Origin of the sequence: Actinoallomurus soli, assembly GCF_024055715.1 — a bacterium.
Lineage (GTDB): Bacteria > Actinomycetota > Actinomycetes > Streptosporangiales > Streptosporangiaceae > Actinoallomurus > Actinoallomurus soli.
This window is the reverse complement of sequence record NZ_JAMXMV010000025.1, coordinates 14965-33918: the sequence shown is the minus strand read 5'-3', so window position 1 is coordinate 33918 and position 18954 is coordinate 14965. Positions and strand designations below refer to the sequence as shown.

The following is an 18954-nucleotide window of genomic DNA, read 5'->3' as shown; positions in this document are numbered from 1 at the left end:
CCATCATGGAAGCGCCTCCCGCGGAGGAGAAGGCACCACGACGAGTCGCGCTCCGACCCGGGGCGTGGATCGTCTGGGGATCCGTGGTCTTCTTCCTGCTGATCCTGCTCGGCGTGGTCGGCGCGGTCGTCGTGAACTCCTTCGGCCGCAAGTGGTTCGGCGGCTGGCTGCCGAAGGGCTGGACCACCCACTGGTACGGCGCGACGTGGAAGGAGTTCGACCTCAGCGGGGTCCTCACCGTGACGCTGGAGGTCGCGCTCGCCGTGGTCGTCGTCTCCGTCCTGGTCGGCGTCCCGGCCGCGTACGCGCTGGCCCGCCGGAACTTCCCCGGCAAGCGGGTGCTGATGGTGGCGTTCCTGCTGCCGATCCTCATCCCGCCGATCACGTACGGCGTGCCGCTGGCGACCGTGCTGTACAAGTTCCACCTGGCCGGGAGGCTCAGCGGCGTGATCCTGGCCAACCTCGTGCCTGCGGTGCCGTTCGTCATCCTCGTCATGACGCCGTTCATCGAGCAGATCGACCCGAAGATCGAGGCGGCGGCCCGCATGTGCGGCGCCAGGACCCGGGTCATCTTCACGCGGATCCTCGGCCCGCTGCTGATCCCCGGCATGCTGGCCGCCGCGATCCTCGTGCTCGTGCGTACGGTGGGGATGTTCGAGCTGACGTTCCTCACCGCGGGGGCGGACAGCCAGACCCTCGTCGTCGCGCTGTACTACTCGGTCTCGGCCGCGGGCATCCGCGCGCAGCAGGAGACCGACGCGATGGCGGTCATCTACACCCTGTCCATGCTGGTGCTGCTCGTCGCGGCACTGCGTTTCGTCAACCCCACCCAGCTGGTCACCCAGATCAAGGAGAGAGATTGAAGACCCTGCTGACCCCGGGCAAGGACACCGAGCTGATCGGCCTCGACCTGGCCGACCTGGCCGAGGGCGAGACCCTGGAGCTGACGCGCGACGAGGAGGTCGCCGCGGTCGTCCTCTCGGGCGTCGTCGACGTCGACGGGCTGGGCACGGCCGGCGGCCGCGGCGGTGTGTTCGACGGGCCCGGTCACACGGTGTACGCCCCGCCGGGACACCGGCTGACGTTCCGCGCGACGGGCGGGCCGGCGCAGATCGTCATCGCGACCGCGCCGCTCGGCGACGGCACGCCCGGCCAGGCGCGGATCATCGGCCCGGACGATCAGGAGATCGCCGAGCGCGGCGAGGGCAACTGGTCCCGTACGGTCCGGACGATCCTCGGCCCCGGCGACAACGCCGGCCGGCTGCTGCTCGGCGAGACGATCAACCCGCCGGGGAACTGGTCGAGTTACCCGCCGCACAAGCACGACACCCACGAGCCGCCGCGCGAGGTCAAGCTCGAGGAGGTCTACCTGTTCAAGCTGGAGCCGGAGAACGGCTTCGGGGTGCAGATCCGGTACGACGGCGAGGGCGAGGAGTGCTTCACCGTCCGCGACGGTGACGTGGCGGCGATCCCGGCCGGCTACCACCCGGTCGTCGCCGCGCCGGGCTATCGGCTCTGCTACCTGTGGGTCATGGCGGGTCAGGGCCGGCAGATGATCCCGTACCTGGACCCCGAGCACGCCTGGGTGCAGAACGGCTGACGGGATGAAGGTGCGGCGTGAGAACGCGACGACGGCGCGGGCCGGTGCCGGACCGGGGGAACCCGCGTTCTTCCAGGGCATCGTCCGCCCGGACGGGCGGGTCGGCACCCGCAACCACATCGGCGTCCTCACGTCGGTGAACTGCTCCGCGACGGTCGCGAAGATGATCGCGAGCCGGTCGGCGGCCCTCGCGGAGGAGTTCCCGAACGTGGACGGCGTCGTCGCGCTCACGCACGACACCGGGTGCGGGATGGCCGCCGACGGCGACGGCATCCGGCTCCTGCGGCGCACCCTGAACGGCTACGCCCGGCATCCGAACTTCGCCGCCCTGCTCGTGGTCGGCCTCGGCTGTGAGGTGGCGCAGCTCACCGGGTTCGACCTGCCGGCGGGCACGCCGACGATGACGATCCAGGGGATGGGCGGCACGGCGGCGACCGTACGCCACGGCGTCGAGCTGATCCGCGACCTGCTGCCCGAGGCGGATCGCGTCGCTCGGGTCCCCGTCCCGGCGTCGGAACTCGTCGTCGGGCTGGCCGACACCGGCACGGGCGGGCCCGGGAACGCCACGCTCGGCGCGGCCGCCGACCTGCTCGTACGGCACGGCGGCACCGCGATCCTGGCCGGGACGCCGCAGCTGTACGGCGCCGAGCGGCTCCTCGCGCGCCGTGCCGTCTCCCCGGAGGTCGCCGGGCGGCTGGCCGAGCGGTTCCGGTGGTGGGAGAGGTACGCCGCGCCCGCCCCGGACGCGCCGGAGCGGGCGGCGGCCAGAGGCGGCACGTCGCCGCTGACCGCGGTGCACGAGTACGCCGAGCCCGTCGCCGAGCGCGGGCTCGTCTTCATGGACACGCCGGGGCGGGCCGAGGTCTCCGCCACCGGGCAGGTGGCGGGCGGCGCGACCGTCATGTGCTTCACGACGGGAGGCGGGCCCGCCGACGGCTGCCGTCCCGCGCCCGGCCTGAACCTCGCGGCGACCGGCGCGGCCTACCGGGCGATGCCCGAGGACCTGGACCTCGACCTGTCCGACGCGTCGGTGACGGGGGAGCGGCTGTTCCGGCTGATCCTGGAGGTCGCCTCGGGCCGCCGGACGGCGGGTGAGGAGCTCGGCTCCGGCTACGACGACTTCGCGCCCTGGCAGATCGGGGCCGTGATGTGAGTACCGAACAACGGGAGGACGCCTTGCGGCTGTCACTGACGACCCGGCCGCGGCGGGTGCCGTCGTCGGTGGGGATCGTGCACCTGGGCATCGGAGCGTTCCACCGGGCGCACCAGGCGGTCTACACCGAGGACGCCGGCGACGGCTGGGGGATCTGCGGGATCACCCAGCGCAGCGCGACCGTCGTCGACCAGTTGGCCCCGCAGGACGGGCTGTACAGCGCGCTCGAACGCGGCCCCGAGGGCGCGTCGGCGAGGATCATCGGCGCCGTACGGGAGGTGCTCACCGGCGACGCGACCGTCGACCGCATCGCCGATCCGGCCGTGCGGATCGTCTCGCTGACCGTGACGGAGAAGGGCTACCGGCACGACCCCGCGACCGGGCGGCTGCGGATCGACGACCCGGAGATCCGCCAGGACCTCGCCGGCCGCGAGCCGCGTACGGTGATCGGCCGGCTCGTCCGGGGCCTGTCCCGGCGTGAGGCCCCCGTGACGGTCCTGTGCTGCGACAACCTGTCCTCCAACGGCGCGACGCTGCGCGGCCTGGTCGAGGAGTACGCCGAGCGGGCGGGCGTGAAGATCACCTGTGACACGGCGTTCCCCTCGACGATGGTGGACCGGATCGTGCCCGCGACCACGGCGGCCGACCTGGACGAGGCCGAACGCCTGCTCGGCGTCCGTGACCACGGCGTCGTCGTGACCGAGCCGTTCACCCAGTGGGTGATCGAGGACTCCTTCGCCGCGGGACGTCCCGCCTGGGACGAGGCCGGCGCGATCCTCACCGGCGACGTCGCCCCGTACGAGCTGATGAAGCTCCGGCTGCTCAACGGCTCCCACTCGATGCTGGCCTACCTCGGCTCGCGGTTCGCGTACGTCTCCGAGGCGGTGGACGTACTGGGCGAGGTCGTGCGCCGCTACATGGACGAGGACGCCACCCCGACCCTCGCCGTGCCGGACGGGTTCGACCTGGAGGAGTACAAGGCGTCGCTGCTGACCCGGTTCGCGAACCCGGCGCTGAGGCACCGCACCGCGCAGATCGCGATGGACGGCTCGCAGAAGCTCCCGCAACGGCTGCTCGGCGTCGTACGCGACCGCCTCGCGGCCGGCGCCGAGCCCCGCTGGGCGGCGCTGGCCGTCGCGGCGTGGATGCGGCACGTCCGGACCGCGGACGAACTCGACGACCCGCTCGCCGACCACCTGCGCGCGACCGTGTCCGGCGCGGGCCGGCCGGACGAGGTCGTCGACGCGCTCCTGGCGGTCACCGAGGTGTTCGGGACGGACCTCCGGGAGTCCCGCGTCCTCCGCGACCTGCTCGTGGAGCACCTGACCGAGCTGACCTCCGGCGGTTCCCCGTACTGATCCGCCGGACCACCGCCGTACGGCGAGTTCCCTATTGAAACAGGTTCTAGTTTCTGTTTACGCTCGCTTCATGATCCTCGATCGTTTCCGACTGACCGACCGGGCCGCGATCGTGACCGGCGCCGGGCGCGGGATCGGGGCCGCGACCGCGGTCGCCCTCGCCCAGGCGGGCGCCGACGTGCTCATCTCCGCCCGCAGCGAGGACCAGCTCCGTACGGTCGCGCGTGAGATCGAGGACGCCGGGCGACGGGCGGTCGTCGTGCCCGCCGACCTGACCGACCTGACGGCGGCCGCCGGCCTGGCCGCGACGGCGGTCGAGGCGTTCGGCCGGATCGACGTGGTGGTCAACAACGTCGGCGGCACGTTCCCGCGGGCGTTCCTCGACACGACGGACGAGTTCCTGGCCGAGGCGTTCCACTTCAACGTCGGCATCGCGCACGCCCTGACCCGCGCGGCCGTACCGCACATGACCCGCGGCGCGGTCGTCAACATCTCCTCGGTCATGGGCCGCATCACCGGCCGTGGCTTCCTCGCGTACGGCACGGCCAAGGCGGCGCTGGCCCACTACACCCGGCTCGCGGCGCGCGACCTCGCGCCGCGCATCCGCGTCAACGCGATCGCCGCCGGCGCGGTCGCCACGTCCGCCCTGGAGATCGTGACCGGCAACGACGAGCTGCGGACGGCCGTGGAGGACAACACCCCGCTCCGCCGGATCGGCGACCCCGAGGACATCGCCGCGACCGTGGTCTATCTCGCCTCGCCCGCGGGAATGTTCGTCACCGGCCGCGTCCTCGAGGTCGACGGCGGCACCGACCAGCCGACCCTGGACCTCGGCCTGCCCGACCTGTAGAAGAAGGAGTTGGCCGGATGACGTACCGCGTGGTGCTGTGGGGTACCGGAAACGTGGGCCGCAACGCCCTGATCGGCATCAACGCCCGCCCCGACCTCGAACTCGCGGGAGTCTGGGTCTCCAACCCCGCCAAGGTGGGCAAGGACGCCGGAGAGCTCGCCGGACTCGACCCGCTCGGCGTGACCGCCACGAACGACGCCGACGCCGTCCTCGCACTGCGGCCCGACTGCGTCGTCCACACCTCCATGGCCGACGTACGGCTCGGCGAGGCCCTGGAGGATCTGCAGCGCATCCTGCGCGCGGGCGTGAACGTCGTCTCGTCCAGCCCCGTCTTCCTGCAGTTCCCCGACGAGGCGATGGGCTCGCCGATCCGGCGGGCCGCCCTCGACGGCGGCGTCTCCATCTGGGTGAACGGCGTCGATCCCGGCTTCGCCAACGACTGGCTGCCGCTGACCGTCACGAGCATCAGCGAGCGCATCACCGAGGTCCGCTGCCTGGAGATCCTCAACTACGCGACGTACGACCAGGGCACGGTGCTGTTCGACATCATGGGCTTCGGCCGCCCGATCGACGACGTGCCGATGCTGCTGCAGCCGGGCGTTCTGTCCCTCGCCTGGGGCAGCGTCGTCCGCCAGCTGGCCGCCGGACTCGACGTCGAACTGGACGGCGTGGAGGAGTGGCACACCCGCCTGCCCGCCCCGGAGGCGTTCGACGTCAAGGCCGGGCGGATCGAGAAGGGCACCGCCGCCGCGCTGCGCTTCGAACTGCGCGGCATGCGCGGCGGCCGCCCGGTCGTCGTGCTCGAACACGTCACCCGGCTGCGTGACGACCTCGCCCCCGACTGGCCGCAGCCGGCGGGCAAGGGCTGCTACCGCGTCGAGGTGCGCGGCGAGCCGAACTACACCGTCGACCTGCAGCTTCTCGGCACCGACGGTGACCACAACACGGCCGGCCTGAAGGCCACGGCGATGCGCCTGGTGAACGCCGTCCCGGCCGTCGTCCAGGCCGCTCCGGGCCTGCTGACCGCCCTCGACCTTCCCCTGATCACCGGCCGGGGGCTGGTCGTCTGACGACGACCGAACGCGGTCGGACGGGCGTATCAGAGCATGGGGGCGTCGAACTGCCGGAGCAGGACGTCGGCCAGGGCGCCCTCCTCGGCGGCGGACTCGTGGCCGAGGTCCTGATCGGCCCAGATGATCTTGCCATCGGCGGTGTAGCGGGTTCCCCAGCGCTCGGAGAGCTGCGCGACGAGGAACAGGCCGCGGCCGCCTTCGTCGGTGGTGGCGGCGCGCCGCAGTCGCGGCGCGGTGCTGCTGGCGTCGGAGACCTCGCAGGTCAGGCAGCGTCCGTAGAGCAGCCGCAGCGTGATCGGCGGTGCCGTGTACCGGATCGCGTTCGTGACGAGCTCGCTGACGATGAGCTCGGTGGTGAAGGTGACGCGCTCCAGCCCCCATTCCCGGGTCTTCTCCGCGCAGCGTGCCCGGATGGAGGGGACCGCGGCGGCGTCGGCCGGGACGTCCCACTCGGCGACGTGTGAGCGCGGGAACAGCCGGGTCCGGGCGACGAGCAGGGCGATGTCGTCGGTGCGATGGGCGGGGGCGATCGCGTCGATCACCGCCTGACAGGTCTCCTCGGGGGTGCATCCGTCGGTGTGCCGTAGCGTGCGGCGCAGATCCTCGAGCCCGGCGTCGATGTCGCGGGTGCGGTCCGTGATGAGCCCGTCGGTGTACAGCACCAGGCGGGCGGCCTCCGGCAGGCGCAACTCGGTGGCCTCGAAAGGGTAGCCGCCGAGTCCGAGCGGCGGCGAGGCCGGCACGTCGGGATAGGTGACCGTCGCGTCCGGGCCGACGACCGCGGGGCCGGGATGCCCGGCACTGGCGATCGTGCAGGTGCCCGCGACCGGGTCATAGACCCCGTACAGGCACGTGGCTCCGATCACTCCGTCACCGCCGGGTCCTTCGGGGTGGGACCCGGTCGCCTCGTCGCCGATGCAGGCGACCAGTTGGTCCAGGTGCCACAAGACGTCCTCCACCGGGAGGTCCAGCGTCGCGAAATTGTGCGCCGCGGTGCGCAGCCGCCCCATCGTCACCGCCGCGTGCATCCCGTGACCGACGACATCGCCGATCACCAGCGCCACCCGGGCCCCCGGCAAGGGGATGAGATCGAACCAGTCCCCGCCGACCCCCGCCTCCGCGGGCAGGTAGCGCCAGGCCACCTGGAGCGCCTCCTGTTCCGGCTGCCGGCGCGGCAGCAGGCTGCGCTGGAGCGTGACCGCCATGGCGTGTTCGTGCGTGAAGCGCCGGGCGTTGTCGATGGCCACCGCCGCCCGCGTGGTGAGCTCCTCGGCCAGCAACAGATCCTCATTGTCGAACGGCGAGGTCTCCCGCACACGGTAGAAGCTGGCCACGCCCAGCGGGACACCCCGCGCCTGCAACGGCACGGCCACCAGCGAGCGCAGCCCCTGTCCAAGCGCCTCGTCGGCGCGCTCCGGGGACTCTTCCCGCCACCCCCGGGCCTGCCGAAGGTCCGCCTGCAACACCCCGTGCCCCTGCTCCAACGCGCGGTTCTGCGGCGCGGCCGGTGAGAACCACGCCCTCTCGCCCACCTGCCACATGGGCGAGATCCGCCGCGCACCGGCGATCGCGACCCGCCGCAACCGCGGCGATCGTCCCGCAGGCGGCTCCTCTCCCCGCAACACCGCATCGATCAGATCCACCATGACGAGATCGGCGAATCCCGCCGCGCCGACTTCGGCGAGTTCCTGCGCCTCACCGGCCACATTCAGCGTCGTCCCGATCCGCACGCCCGCCTCGTACAGGAGCTTCAGGCGCTCCCGGGTCACCTCCGCCCGCTCCGACACCGCCGCCAGTTCCGTGGTGTCCCGCAGCGTCACCACGCTGCCGCCCTCCGCACCGCCGGGGAACGCCGACCGCGTGCTCACCGACAGCAGGCGGCCCTGTGCCTGAAGCACCTCGTCGGTCACCGGCTCGCCGGAGGTCAGCAACCGCGTCATCTCCTCCGGCAGCCCCAGCTCCCGCACATCGCGGCCCTGCGCATTCTCCGGCAGGCCCAGCAACCGATGCGCCTCATCGTTGACCAGCGCCAACCGCCCGTCCGCGTCGGTGATCAGCACTCCCTCCCGTACGGCGTGCAGGACCGCGTCATGGTGGTCGTACATCCGCGTCATCTCCGCCGGGCCCACACCGTGCGTCTGCCTCCGCAGCCGCCGGGACACCAGCGCCGCCCCGGCCGCGGCCAGGGCCAGTGCCACCGCGCCGCTGCCGACGATGATCGGAAGATGCGAGAGCCACCGTCTCGTCACGCCCCTGACCGTCATCCCGGCGGACACCAGACCCGCCACCGCACCGTGCTCGTCGAGCACGGGGACCACGGCCTGGACGTACGTTCCCCTGCCCGCCGGCACGGGCGGCCCGCTCGCCTGCTCGACGGTGACGTGGCCGTGCAGCGCCGGTCGGATGTTGCCGACGAACCTTCTGCCGATCTCTGTCGGGTAGGGGTACGTGTAACGGATCCCGTGGGTGTTCATGACGACGATGAAGTCCACGCCCGCCCCCTTGCGGGCCGCTTCGGCGCGCGGCTGCAGCACCGCGGTCGGGTTCGTGCCGCGCAGCGCCTGCGCGACCCCGGGGGCGTTCGCGAAGGTCTGAGCCGCGACGACCGACGCCCGGCGCCCCTGCCGCAGGGCCGCGTACGCCGACTCGACCACTTGTACGGTCACCGCGGTCGCCACCAGCAGGACCACGGTCACGACCTGCAGAAGGAAGACCTGCCCGGCGACACTGCGCAGGCTGAGCAAGGACAACCGGCGATCAGGCGGGCGCCCAGCGAACGCCCCCCGCGTCCGCAGGGGCAATACGCCCATGCACCCTTCATAACACCACGGTGAGTTCCCGGACCAGCCGGTCCACCGGCCAGGGGAGCACCCCGACGGATGGCGGCGGAGGACGGGATGGAGCGAATGGTCCTTCAGGTTGCTCGATCGCCCGGCGGCGCAAAGGATGACAGGGGTCACTGACGGTTCGGTCCGGGGAGCAGCCGGGTGGGGACGGAGACACGGGGATGACATCGGTTCTGATCGCCGGCGGGGGCGTCGGCGGCCTGACGGCGGCGCTGGCCCTGAACAAGGCCGGACTCCAGGTGGCCGTGTACGAGGCGCATCCGGTCGCCGACGCGGACCTCGGCGCGTTCCTCACCCTCGCGAGCAACGGGATGCTCGCGCTGGCGCAGCTCGACGCCGCCCGCCCGGTCGCCGAGGCGGGGTTCCCGCTCACGACGTTGCGCCTGACCGACGCCACGGGAGCCGAGATCGCCGCCCGGCCGATGGGGGAACACGGCGACCCGCTGACCCGGTACCGCTGCCTGCTCCGCGCGGAGCTCTGCGCGGCCCTGCGGGCGGAGGCGCTGCGCCGGGGGATCCGGATCCGGCACGGGAAGCGGCTGATCGCCGCGGCCGAGGACGCCACCGGCGTCACGGCCCGGTTCGAAGACGGCGACACCGCCCGCTGCGACCTGCTGATCGGCGCGGACGGGCTCAACTCCACCGTGCGGAGACTGATCGATCCGGCCGCCGCCCCGCGCCGCTACGCCGGTCAGCGCGTCTTCTACGGGTACGCCGACGAGGCACCGGCCCCGGAGCGGCCGGGGACGTTCGCGATGGTACGAGGGAGCGCGGCCGCGTTCGGCTACGCCGTGTCGCCGGACGGGACGACCTACTGGTTCGCCCGGGTCACGGACGATGAGCTGTCCGCCGAGGAGCTCGCGGCGGGGACGGCCGCGCGATGGAAGGCGGAGCTGCTTCCGCTGCTCCGCCCCGACGCCACCCCGGCCGGGGACATCGTCGCGGCGACCGGGGACCGGCTCATGGCGACCAACGCGCACGACCTCCCGGCAGTCCCCCGCTGGCACACCCGCAGGATGCTGATCATCGGCGACGCCGCCCACGCCGCGTCCCCCGCGACGGGCCAGGGCGCCTCGATGGCGATGGAGGACGCGGTCGTCCTGGCCAAGGCGCTGCGCGACGCGGACACCCTGGATGCGGCGCTGACGGCGTACGACGGGCTGCGACGGCCGCGAACGGACGAGAACATCGCCGCCAGCGCGCGCATGACCGCCGCCAGACCGTCACCCGCCGGATCCGCCGACGGCGGAGCGACCGCACGCCCCTCCCCGAACCGTGCCGGCGAGGACCTGCCGCGCCTGCTCGACTGGAACTCCCACCTCCCGACCTGAGCCCATGACCAGCGCGTTCACCGTTACGCTTTCGTGCTGGCCGAAGGCGTGGCTCTGACCGGCGTACTGAAAACCCACCGTCCCATCGCGCGCGTACCGGGCTCGCTCGGTTATGAGACCTGCGGCACCGCCGAGGCATGTCGCACGCTGCGTGATCGACAAGCGCACCGGCCGGTTCATCACGTCTCCGGAAGGCCGTAGATGAGATTCCCACAGAGCTGATCACTGGTGTCCGCTGCCGTCCATGCGGCGGCGATCGCCGGTGATCTCGGGTCGCAGGGCCGAGCCGCCGTCGCGGGCCGTGGGGCCGCCCACTCGTGACCCCTCGGCCTCAGGGGCTCAGTAGCGGAGGTCGGCGAGGACGCCGTAGTGGTCCGACGGCAGGATCCCGTCGATCGGGTCGGTACCGATGACCTCGCAGTGCACGGGGTGGCCGGCGCCGCCGCGGCGGGGCCAGGCGGAGAGGACGTGGTCGATCCGGCGGTCCGGCCACAGCATCGGCGCCGCCCAGGAGTTCGTGTTCGCCCAGGTGTGTCCCGGGCCGCCCGTCCCGGCCGTCGCCCAGGCGTCGTAGAACACCAGGTCGCGCGCTGCCGGCTCGGTCTTGCCGGTCAGCATCCGGATCTCGTCGCTGTCGGGGTCGGCGTTGAAGTCGCCGCACAGGATCGTCGGGTGCCGCCGGCTCTGCCGCTCGGCGATGCAGGCGGCGATCTCCCGTACCTGCTTCTGACGCTCCGCGCTGTGCTCCAGCCGCCAGGCGAGGGCGGCCAGGAAGACCTGCACCGGCCCGCGCGGACCGTCGAGCTCGGTGCACAGCACGTCGCCGCCGGTGTCTCCCCCACCGGACAGCCGCACCCATTCGTGCCGGGTGATCGGCCAGCGTGACAGCACCGCGATCCCGGAGGTCGCGCCGTTGCTGACCACGTCTCCGGCGAAGACGTGGTGCGGCATCCCGAAACGCCGCTCCTGGCCGCCCCACGCCTCGACCAGCGCGACGACGTCCGCGTCGTGCCGGTCGAGGGTCGCGCGGATCGCTCCCTCGCGCTGCTCCCAGGGGCCGAACCGCCCCCAGACGTTCCACGTGATCACCCGCATGGTGGTCTCGATCAACGGTCCGTACGGCTGCGCGATGTCGTCCATCGTCCTCCTATCCGGTGCGCATCCCGAGGTAGGCGCGGAACATCGGGTGCACCTGGAAGCGCTGCACCGCCGCGAGGTTCAGATGCTGCACCTGGTGCACGCCGATGAACGCCCCCGGGCCGTCGCCCGCCGGGGCCACGTCCCCGACGGGCCGGGCGGTGAGGAAGCCCGTCTGCCAGAGGATCTCGATGAGCCCGTCCGGGTCGCGGGCGGGCAGCCACGATGACGTGCCGTGCGCCGGCACGTCGCCGAGGATCAGCTCCAGGCAGAGCAACTGCAGGTCCTCCCGGCCGAACGTGTGGTCCCGGCCGCGGAACACCTCGAAGACGCCGAGCAGGCCGGGGTACTGGAAGCGGTACTCGGCGGCGATGTCCTTGGTCCGCTCCTCCGAGTAGCCCCGCTCGGCCAACCGGATCGCCTCGAAGGGCAGGGGAAGCGCGGGCGTACGGTCCCGGGCGACCTCCAGCACCGTCGTGCAGAACTCGATGATCTCGCGCGGGCGGTACAGCGTACGGTCGACGACGTACCGGAAGGAGCCGTCCGCGGGCTCGCCGGGAACCGGGGCGAACACGGCGTTCCAGCAGGTCAGGTCGTCGGCGCGGTCGAGGACCTGGGCGTCGTAGCCCATCTCGCGCGCGGAGTACCGGATGCGCTTGGCGATGAGTTCGAGGAGGGAGTCCTCGCTCCACCGGATCGTCTCCAGCAGGTCCCGGTACTTCTGCGCGTCCTCGTACAGCGCGGGGATGTCGTCGTACAGCTCCCGCCGCAGCGAGACGTACACCGACAGGTTGGGGTGCAGCGCGTTGACGGACACGCAGGCCTGGAACAGCCCGGCGACGAACGCCTTGGCGTCCTCGGAGGAGTCCCAGCCCCGGTCGAGCTCGTCCACGACGATCGTGACGCGCTGCCGGTCGAGGACCTTCCGGAGAGCGGGCAGCAGGGAGTGGATCTCCTCCAGCTTGTAGAGCCGGTCGAGCTCCCGGGTCTTCGCGCCCGCCTCGATCGGGCCGAGCTTGATGTTCTCCAGCCGCTTGAGGTACGAGACGAGGACGGAGAGCCGGCCCATCTGGACGTTGGCGTGGTTGTTGCGGATGTACCCGTTGATCTCGGCGCCCGCGCCCTTCGCCAGCCGCATGCCCTTCCGGGCGACCTCTTTCATGACCAGGACGTAGAGCAGGTACTTCCAGGCGGCGGCGTACGCCCCGTGCTTCGCCCAGGACCCGGCGTTCTCGGCGGCCATCGTCGAGCTGAGCAGCTCGTACGAGTAGTCCTCGGGGGACAGCTCGATCACGCGGTTCCCCGCGGTGCGCTCACGCTTGGCGAGCACCTGGAAGATGGCGCTCTTGCCGGAGCCGCGGTTGCCGAGGAGCACCGTCTTGGCACCCGAGTGGACGCGGTTGTAGGTGGCCGACTCGACGAAGCACTTCTCCAGGCCGCGCCCGATGTCGCGCTCGGCGGACGGCGCGCCGAAATCGAGACCGTCGAGGATCTTGGAGGACAGGATCAACCGCGCCATGACTCCACCACCGCCCGTGGGAGATCTGTGACGATCTTCGCACGAGCGGACGGCGCCGCGCCGCCGTCCGGTGCGATCCCGTGCCCTTCGCGTGACCGCCTCGCCTCGCCGCGACGGCCTACCTCTCGTTCTCGCGCCTGAACTCGTCGTCGAGCCGCATGAGGAGGCGGCGCTCGTAACTCGGCAGATGCTCGTAGGCGGTGACCTGCTCGGGGAGCCGTCCCTGGCGCTGGGCCTCGTTCGACCACAGGGCGTCGTAGATCTCGGGACACGACCAGGTGCCGGCCCCCATGTAGATCAGGCAGTGCTGGAAGGAGCGCAGCAGTCTCCGCAGCGTCGATCCCTGGACGTCGTCTTCTCGCATGCGGGCCCTCCGGTCGCGATCCCGCACCGGATCGTCGCGTGACGTCCTCTCCGGAGGGTCGAGAGCCGCTGGACTCCTGCTCGGCCGGGGCCCGTACGGGGGGGCGCGCGCGGCCGTTCGTACGGGGACGCGTGCCGTCCGTGCGGACGGCGGGCTCAGGAACCGGGCTGCAGCGGGCGGGCGCGGGCGACCAGGCGGCGCACGACCTCGTCGGTCTGTTCGGGCAGGCCGTCGAGGGGGAACCAGCGCAGGTCGTCGGACTCCTCGCTGAGCCGCTCCCGGGCGCCGGCCGGAGCGACGACGACGTACTGGACGTCCAGGTGGTACGACCCGCCGTGGCACCAGACGCGGTGCCGGTCGAGGTGGAGCGGGCCGGGCAGCAGGCGCAGGCCGTCGATGCCGGACTCCTCGGTCGCCTCGCGCAGCGCCGCGCCCGCGAGCGTGGCGTCGTGCGGTTCGCAGTGACCGCCCAGCTGCAGCCACATGCCGGCCTTCGGATGCAGAGTGAGCAGCACCCGCTCCCCGGCGGAGTCGAGGACGACGGCGCTGGCCGTCAGGTGGCCGGGCACGCACTCGCGCCACATGGCGTTCTCGTGCGCCGACAGGTGCGCGAGGAAGTCGCGGCGCAGCAGATCCTGCTCCACGTCGGGCGCCGTCCAGTCCGACAGCGTCCGTACGGCGTCGGCGTGCAGCGTCATGGTCACCTCACGGGCGCGGCCGGGCCGGCGCCGTCTGATCTGTGAATGGGGGTCAGTCGCGGGGCCCGGAGCCGTCGTCGCCGGATTCGCCGTCGCCGGGCTCGTCACGGCCGGACTCGTCCTGCGGCTCGGTGAACTGGGAGATGTCCAGGTCGGCGCCCTTGCCCTCGACGAACGCCTCGGGGGCGTCCAGGTCCTCGGCGGTGGGCATGAGGTCCGGGTGCGCCCAGACCGCGTCGCGTCCCTCGTTGCCGCGTGCCTCGCCCAGGGCGGCCCACAGGTCGGCGGCCTCCCGCAGCCGCCGGGGCCGCAGTTCGAGGCCGACCAGCGTGGCGAAGGTGCGCTCGGCGGGGCCACCGGTGGCGCGCCGGCGGCGCACCGCCTCGCCGAGCTTGCCGGCGGACGGCAGCCGGCCGTCGGCGGCGGCCGCGACGACGGTGCCGACCCAGCCCTCGACCAGGGCCAGTGCGGTCTCCAGCCGGGCCAGCGCGGCCTTCTGCTGCGGCGTCTCCTCCGGGGTGAGCGCCAGCTCGCCGCCGAGGGCCTGCTGCAGGGCCTCCGGGTTGGTCAGGTCCGCTCCGGCGATGGCCTCTTCGATCTTGGACAGGTCCACGGTGATGCCGCGCGCGTAGTCCTCGACCGCGCCGAGCAGGTGGGCGCGCAGCCAGGGGACGTGCCCGAACAGCCGCTGGTGAGCGGCCTCGCGCAGCGCCAGGTAGACGCGCACCTCGTCGGCGCCGACCTCCAGCCCCTCGCCGAACGCGGCGACCCCGGCGGGCAGCAGCGCGCCGACGCCCTCGGGGGCCAGCGGCAGCCCGACGTCGGCGGAGCCGACGACCTCGAGCGCCAGCGTGCCCAGCGCCTGCCCGGCCTGCCCACCGACCATGGCGCCCGACATCTGCCGCATCATGCCGACGAGCGGGCCGGCGACGGCCTTCATCTCCTCGGGCATGGCCTCGCCCATGGAGTCGACCATCCGTGCGGCGATCGGGTCGCACACCTTGGACCAGACCGGCAGGGTGTTCTCGATCCATTCCGACCGGCTCCACGCCTGCGGGGTGCGGATCCCCGAGGGAAGCGTCGTCGCCTCGTCCAGCCACAGGTCGGCCAGCCGCAGCGCCTCGACGACCGCGCGGCGCTCGGCGTCGACCACGGAGGGGTCGCCGCGCTCGACCACGGTGTGCCGGGCGACGTCCTTGGCCAGGTCCCAGTTCAGCGGGCCGGTGCTCGCGGACTGGCCGGCCAGCATGTCGGCGAACTGGTGCAGCATGGCGGCGAAATCCTGCATGCCGCCCGGGCCGAAGGGGCCCTGGTTTCCGGGCTTGTTCTCGTCGCCGGGCTCGTCCGGGCGGTTGAACCCGAAGGGGATGTCGCTCACAGGCTCGACCTCAGGCAGGATGAATAGGTCACAACCTTCACGTTAGCCGGTCGACGGCCGGGGGCGTGCGTTAGGAGGACTCACTCGACTTGAGTACACGAGAGGTTCGCCCACGGCGTAGCACGGGGCCCGTCGTCGCCGTCACGGGGGCGGCCGACGGCATCGGACGTGCCCTGGTCGCCCGGCTGGCGGACTCGGGGGACATCAAGAAGGTCATCGGCCTCGACGACCACCGCGGGGACGTGTCGGGGATCACCTGGCGCGTGGTCGACGTCCGCGACCCGCAGCTGACCAACCGCATCTCCGACGTCGACGTGATCGTCCACCTCGACATGGACCTGTCCCCGGACACCGATCACCGGGAGCGGCGCGCGTACAACGTCCGCGGTGCGCAGACCGTGATCACCGCCGCGGCGGCGGTCCGGGTCCGCCGGGTGATCGTCATGACGAGCGCGATGGTGTACGGCGCGCAGGCGGAGAACCCGGTGCCACTCCCGGAGGACTCGCCGCTCGCGGCCGAGCCCGACGACGGCATCGTGGGCGACTTCCTGGAGATCGAGGAGCTGGCGGCGATGGCGCCGGTGGCGCATCCCGGCATGACCGTGACCGTGCTGCGGCCCGCCGCGCTGGTCGGCCCCGGGATCGACACCGTGGTGACCCGTCACTTCGAGGCGCCCCGGCTGCTCACGGTCAAGGGCTGCGAGCCCCGCTGGCAGTTCTGCCACATCGACGACCTGGTCAGCGCCCTCGAACTCGCGATCACCGGGGAGATCTCCGGTCGCGTCGCCGTCGGCAGCGAGGGCTGGCTGGAGCAGGACGAGGTCGAGCAGATCACGGGACGGCGCCGCTTCGAGCTGCCGGCCGCGATCACCTTCGGCACCGCGCAGCGGCTCCACCGCATCGGCGTGACGCCGGCGCCGGCCACCGACCTGCACTATGTGGTCTATCCCTGGGTGGCCGACGGCGCGACGCTGCGCCAGGCGGGCTGGAAGCCGGCGCACGACAACGCCGAGGCGCTGGCCGCGCTGCTCGAGGAGGTCTCCGGACGGCACGCCGTGGTCGGCCGCAGGCTGGCCCGCAAGGAGGCCACGATGGCGACCGCCGCGGGCGCGACCGTCGCCGTCATCGGCACTGCGGCGATCGTGCGGCGGGCCCGGCGCAAGCGCCGCAGCTAGTCCCGGCCGACTTCGGGCGCGGGCCGAACGAATTCCGGCCTCGGTACATGCGAGGTCCGGAGGCGGGGGCTGCCTCGCGGATGCGACCGGTGAGCCCGCGTACGCCTCTCAGCTTCGGCCCGTACCGACCAGGGAGGATGGTCGGCCCAGCGGGTACCGTTCGTCCGTGGACGTGATCCGGCTGGCCGAAATCCGTGAGACCCCGCTCTCGGTGGACGAGGTGCTCGCCGCCGTTGCCGACCCCGGCGCGGGCGGCACGGCGCTGTTCGTCGGCACCGTGCGCGACGAGGACCACCGGCGCGCGGTGGCGCGGCTGTCCTACTCCGCGCATCCGACCGCCGTCGAGGCGCTGCGCACCGTCTTGGAGAAGGTCGCCGCGGAGTTCCCCGTCCGCGCGATCGCGGCGGCGCACCGGATCGGCGACCTGGAGATCGGCGATCTCGCCGTCGTCGTGGCCGCCGCCTGCCCGCACCGCGCGGAGGCGTTCGCCGCCTGCCGGATGCTGATCGACGACCTGAAGGCGCAGGTCCCCATCTGGAAGCACCAGAGCTTCACGGACGGCGACGAGGAATGGGTGGGCGCGAACTGACCTGCGGCGGAGCGCGCAGGTTACCCTGGGTATAACGCTTCGTACCGAGGTGACGCGCATGTCCATTCTGGCGTGGTGGGCCATCCCGGTGGCCGTGGCTCTGCTGACAGGGGCCCTGATGACCCTGCGGGGACGCAGGCCACGGGTTCGGGGGTCGTTCGAGGAGATCGAGCACTTCAAGCGTTTCCGTGATGCCCTGGAGGGGCCACGTCGCAAGACCCGGGGGCGGCGGCCGCGGTCGACCGCGTAGGCTTCCGGGCATGTCCCGCCGTGCTGCCACTCTGGTCGTCGCGAGCTGCCTGATCTTTCTGCTGGGCCTGGCCGCGGCGCTCATGCCCGTGCCCTACGTCGCGCTCCGGCCCGGTCCGACGACGGACACGCTCGGCCGGCTCGGCAAGGGCCCGCTGATCCAGATCACCGGCGCGCCGACCTACCCGACCGACGGGCACCTCAACTTCGTCACGGTGGCCTATCAGGGCGGCCCGGGGAACCGGATCGACCTGTTCACCGCGCTGCGCGGCTGGCTCGATCCGGACGTCGCCATCGTGCCCGAAGAGACGATCTTCCCGAAGAACGTCTCCACCAAGAAGGTCGAGCAGGAGAACGTCCAGGAGATGACGGACTCCCAGGAGTCCGCCACCGCCGCCGCGATGAACGAGCTGCACAAGCCCGTCACCACCGCGGTCCTGGTCGACTCCGTCCAGAAGGGGCTGCCGTCGGACGGCAGACTGCGGCCCGGCGACCAGATCACCGCGATCGACGGCAGGCAGATCAAGGACATCACCGGCGTCACCGCGGGCGTCGGCGCCCACAAGCCCGGTGACATGGTGACCTTCACCGTCAAGCGGGACGGCAAGGAGATCAAGGTGCCGGTGAAGACGGTCGTCTCGCCGGACAAGGCGGGCAAGGCGATCGTCGGCGTGATCCTCAAGGAGAAGTACCAGTTCCCCGTCACCGTCAAGATCAGCGTCGGTGACGTCGGCGGCCCCAGCGCCGGGCTGATGTTCTCCCTCGGCATCTACGACAAGCTGACGCCCGAGGACATCACGGGCGGCCGGTTCATCGCCGGCACCGGGACGATCACGCCGGACGGCCAGGTCGGGCCGATCGGCGGCATCCAGCAGAAGATGGTCGCCGCACGGCAGGCCGGGGCCACCGTCTTCCTCACCCCGACGCAGAACTGCGCCGACGCCGTCGCCTCCAAGCCCAAGGGCCTGCGGCTGGTCCGGGTCGACACCATGCACGGTGCCCTGCAGGCCCTGGCCGCCATCCGGACCGGCCAGGGCAACGTCCCCGCCTGCCCCGCCGCCTGACGGGGACGTCGCGACAGGCTCTAGTCGAGCGTCGAGGCCAGCGCGTCGGTCAGGTGGGGAACGAGCTCGGGGCCGGTGAGCACCTCGTCGTCGCTGTCGTGGCCGCGCAGCCGCATGGCCGAGTAGCGGGACCCGTCGCGCAGCACGCCCACGACGAGGCGTACGTCCTCCCGGCCGGGATGCCGGGCCGCCCAGGTCGCCGGGTCCTCGTCCGGCGCCTCGTCCTCGGCGTCTTCCGGTAGCAGGATCCGCTCGAGGATCAGCGCGCAGCCGGCGACCTGACCGGGCCACTCGATGCCGTGCAGGACGTCCTCGATCGGCCGGTCGAGGGGCAGGTCGGGCTGTTCGAGGGCGGCGATGCCGTCCGGCTCGTCCGGGACGCCGAGCTGCCGGGCGAGCTCGGGCTCGGTGCGATTCAGCTCCGGGGCCTCCACCAGGGCGTACAGCCGGGGCGGGGCGTCCCAGCCCGCGGCGGCCGCGTGACGCTCGAGGTCGCGAACGACCTCCTCCAATCGGGTCATTGGCCCATCTTTTCATCGCCGCCGGACACCATTCCGCCACAGGTGTCCG

General features: G+C 72.4%; 18 protein-coding genes. 11 read left to right on the top strand and 7 right to left on the bottom strand.

Going from position 1 to position 18954, the window contains the following annotated elements; translation table 11 throughout:
* The first annotated feature begins 5 nt into the window (after positions 1-5).
* From NDW01_RS36700 to NDW01_RS36675, 6 genes are all read left to right on the top strand, one after another.
* Positions 6-863, top strand: coding sequence for an ABC transporter permease (locus NDW01_RS36700; RefSeq protein ID WP_252828960.1), 858 nt, complete (start codon positions 6-8; stop codon positions 861-863).
* Positions 860-1600 (top strand): 5-deoxy-glucuronate isomerase, encoded by a 741-nt coding sequence (locus NDW01_RS36695; protein ID WP_252828959.1) that lies wholly within the window; start codon positions 860-862, stop codon positions 1598-1600. Before NDW01_RS36700 ends, NDW01_RS36695 begins: the two co-directional genes overlap by 4 nt.
* Positions 1601-1604: 4 nt before the next feature.
* Positions 1605-2753, top strand: coding sequence for a UxaA family hydrolase (locus tag NDW01_RS36690; RefSeq protein WP_252828958.1), 1149 nt, complete (start codon positions 1605-1607; stop codon positions 2751-2753).
* 23 nt (positions 2754-2776) lie between these two features.
* Positions 2777-4111: a mannitol dehydrogenase family protein gene (locus NDW01_RS36685; protein WP_252828957.1), complete on the top strand. Its 1335-nt coding sequence runs from the start codon at positions 2777-2779 to the stop codon at positions 4109-4111.
* Between the two features lie 70 nt (positions 4112-4181).
* Positions 4182-4961: an SDR family oxidoreductase gene (locus NDW01_RS36680; protein ID WP_252828956.1), complete on the top strand. Its 780-nt coding sequence runs from the start codon at positions 4182-4184 to the stop codon at positions 4959-4961.
* A 17-nt stretch (positions 4962-4978) separates the two neighbouring features.
* Positions 4979-6031 (top strand): NAD(P)H-dependent amine dehydrogenase family protein, encoded by a 1053-nt coding sequence (locus tag NDW01_RS36675; protein ID WP_252828955.1) that lies wholly within the window; start codon positions 4979-4981, stop codon positions 6029-6031.
* 29 nt (positions 6032-6060) lie between these two features.
* On the opposite strand, the gene NDW01_RS36670 is transcribed toward NDW01_RS36675, so the two are convergent.
* Complete coding sequence (locus tag NDW01_RS36670) at positions 6061-8784, bottom strand: SpoIIE family protein phosphatase (RefSeq protein ID WP_252828954.1); 2724 nt, start codon at positions 8782-8784, stop codon at positions 6061-6063.
* A gap of 257 nt (positions 8785-9041) precedes the next feature.
* Here NDW01_RS36670 and NDW01_RS36665 point away from each other — a divergent pair, with 257 nt between their 5' ends.
* Complete coding sequence (locus tag NDW01_RS36665; protein ID WP_252828953.1) at positions 9042-10211, top strand: FAD-dependent monooxygenase; 1170 nt, start codon at positions 9042-9044, stop codon at positions 10209-10211.
* Between the two features lie 339 nt (positions 10212-10550).
* Here NDW01_RS36665 and NDW01_RS36660 read toward each other — a convergent pair whose 3' ends face one another.
* The 5 genes from NDW01_RS36660 to NDW01_RS36640 all read right to left on the bottom strand — a co-directional run bounded on the left by NDW01_RS36660 (position 10551) and on the right by NDW01_RS36640 (position 15307).
* Entirely contained in the window at positions 10551-11351 is an 801-nt protein-coding gene (locus NDW01_RS36660) for an endonuclease/exonuclease/phosphatase family protein (protein WP_252828952.1), read from the bottom strand.
* Between the two features lie 7 nt (positions 11352-11358).
* Entirely contained in the window at positions 11359-12867 is a 1509-nt protein-coding gene (locus NDW01_RS36655; protein WP_252828951.1) for a P-loop ATPase, Sll1717 family, read from the bottom strand.
* A gap of 118 nt (positions 12868-12985) precedes the next feature.
* On the bottom strand, positions 12986-13231 hold the full coding sequence (locus NDW01_RS36650) for a hypothetical protein (protein ID WP_252828950.1): 246 nt from the start codon (positions 13229-13231) through the stop codon (positions 12986-12988).
* A gap of 155 nt (positions 13232-13386) precedes the next feature.
* Positions 13387-13929 carry an NUDIX hydrolase gene (locus NDW01_RS36645; RefSeq protein WP_252828949.1) on the bottom strand — a complete coding sequence of 181 codons (543 nt, stop codon included), beginning with the start codon at positions 13927-13929 and terminating at the stop codon, positions 13387-13389.
* A 52-nt stretch (positions 13930-13981) separates the two neighbouring features.
* Complete coding sequence (locus tag NDW01_RS36640) at positions 13982-15307, bottom strand: zinc-dependent metalloprotease (RefSeq protein ID WP_252828948.1); 1326 nt, start codon at positions 15305-15307, stop codon at positions 13982-13984.
* An 89-nt stretch (positions 15308-15396) separates the two neighbouring features.
* Here NDW01_RS36640 and NDW01_RS36635 point away from each other — a divergent pair, with 89 nt between their 5' ends.
* The 4 genes from NDW01_RS36635 to NDW01_RS36620 all read left to right on the top strand — a co-directional run bounded on the left by NDW01_RS36635 (position 15397) and on the right by NDW01_RS36620 (position 18384).
* The gene (locus NDW01_RS36635; RefSeq protein WP_252828947.1) at positions 15397-16482 is read left to right on the top strand and encodes an NAD-dependent epimerase/dehydratase family protein; all 1086 of its coding nucleotides are present in this window, start codon (positions 15397-15399) and stop codon (positions 16480-16482) included.
* Positions 16483-16648: 166 nt separating this feature from the next.
* Positions 16649-17071 (top strand): molybdenum cofactor biosynthesis protein MoaE, encoded by a 423-nt coding sequence (locus NDW01_RS36630; RefSeq protein WP_252828946.1) that lies wholly within the window; start codon positions 16649-16651, stop codon positions 17069-17071.
* 58 nt (positions 17072-17129) lie between these two features.
* A complete protein-coding gene (locus NDW01_RS36625; protein WP_252786712.1) occupies positions 17130-17321 on the top strand; it encodes a hypothetical protein in 192 nt (63 codons plus the stop codon).
* Positions 17322-17331: 10 nt separating this feature from the next.
* Entirely contained in the window at positions 17332-18384 is a 1053-nt protein-coding gene (locus NDW01_RS36620; protein WP_252828945.1) for a YlbL family protein, read from the top strand.
* 20 nt (positions 18385-18404) lie between these two features.
* Here NDW01_RS36620 and NDW01_RS36615 read toward each other — a convergent pair whose 3' ends face one another.
* On the bottom strand, positions 18405-18905 hold the full coding sequence (locus NDW01_RS36615; RefSeq protein WP_252786710.1) for a PPA1309 family protein: 501 nt from the start codon (positions 18903-18905) through the stop codon (positions 18405-18407).
* Positions 18906-18954: the final 49 nt, after the last annotated feature.

Excerpts from the sequence above, each read along its gene's own strand:
- NDW01_RS36700 (WP_252828960.1), top strand. The coding sequence starts at position 6 with ATGGAAGCGCCTCCCGCGGAGGAGAAGGCACCACGACGAGTCGCGCTC.
- NDW01_RS36690 (WP_252828958.1), top strand. The coding sequence starts at position 1,605 with ATGAAGGTGCGGCGTGAGAACGCGACGACGGCGCGGGCCGGTGCCGGA.
- NDW01_RS36680 (WP_252828956.1), top strand. The coding sequence starts at position 4,182 with ATGATCCTCGATCGTTTCCGACTGACCGACCGGGCCGCGATCGTGACC.
- NDW01_RS36675 (WP_252828955.1), top strand. The coding sequence starts at position 4,979 with ATGACGTACCGCGTGGTGCTGTGGGGTACCGGAAACGTGGGCCGCAAC.
- NDW01_RS36665 (WP_252828953.1), top strand. The coding sequence starts at position 9,042 with ATGACATCGGTTCTGATCGCCGGCGGGGGCGTCGGCGGCCTGACGGCG.
- NDW01_RS36660 (WP_252828952.1), bottom strand. The coding sequence starts at position 11,351 with ATGGACGACATCGCGCAGCCGTACGGACCGTTGATCGAGACCACCATG.
- NDW01_RS36655 (WP_252828951.1), bottom strand. The coding sequence starts at position 12,867 with ATGGCGCGGTTGATCCTGTCCTCCAAGATCCTCGACGGTCTCGATTTC.
- NDW01_RS36650 (WP_252828950.1), bottom strand. The coding sequence starts at position 13,231 with ATGCGAGAAGACGACGTCCAGGGATCGACGCTGCGGAGACTGCTGCGC.
- NDW01_RS36645 (WP_252828949.1), bottom strand. The coding sequence starts at position 13,929 with ATGACGCTGCACGCCGACGCCGTACGGACGCTGTCGGACTGGACGGCG.
- NDW01_RS36625 (WP_252786712.1), top strand. The coding sequence starts at position 17,130 with ATGTCCATTCTGGCGTGGTGGGCCATCCCGGTGGCCGTGGCTCTGCTG.
- NDW01_RS36620 (WP_252828945.1), top strand. The coding sequence starts at position 17,332 with ATGTCCCGCCGTGCTGCCACTCTGGTCGTCGCGAGCTGCCTGATCTTT.
- NDW01_RS36615 (WP_252786710.1), bottom strand. The coding sequence starts at position 18,905 with ATGACCCGATTGGAGGAGGTCGTTCGCGACCTCGAGCGTCACGCGGCC.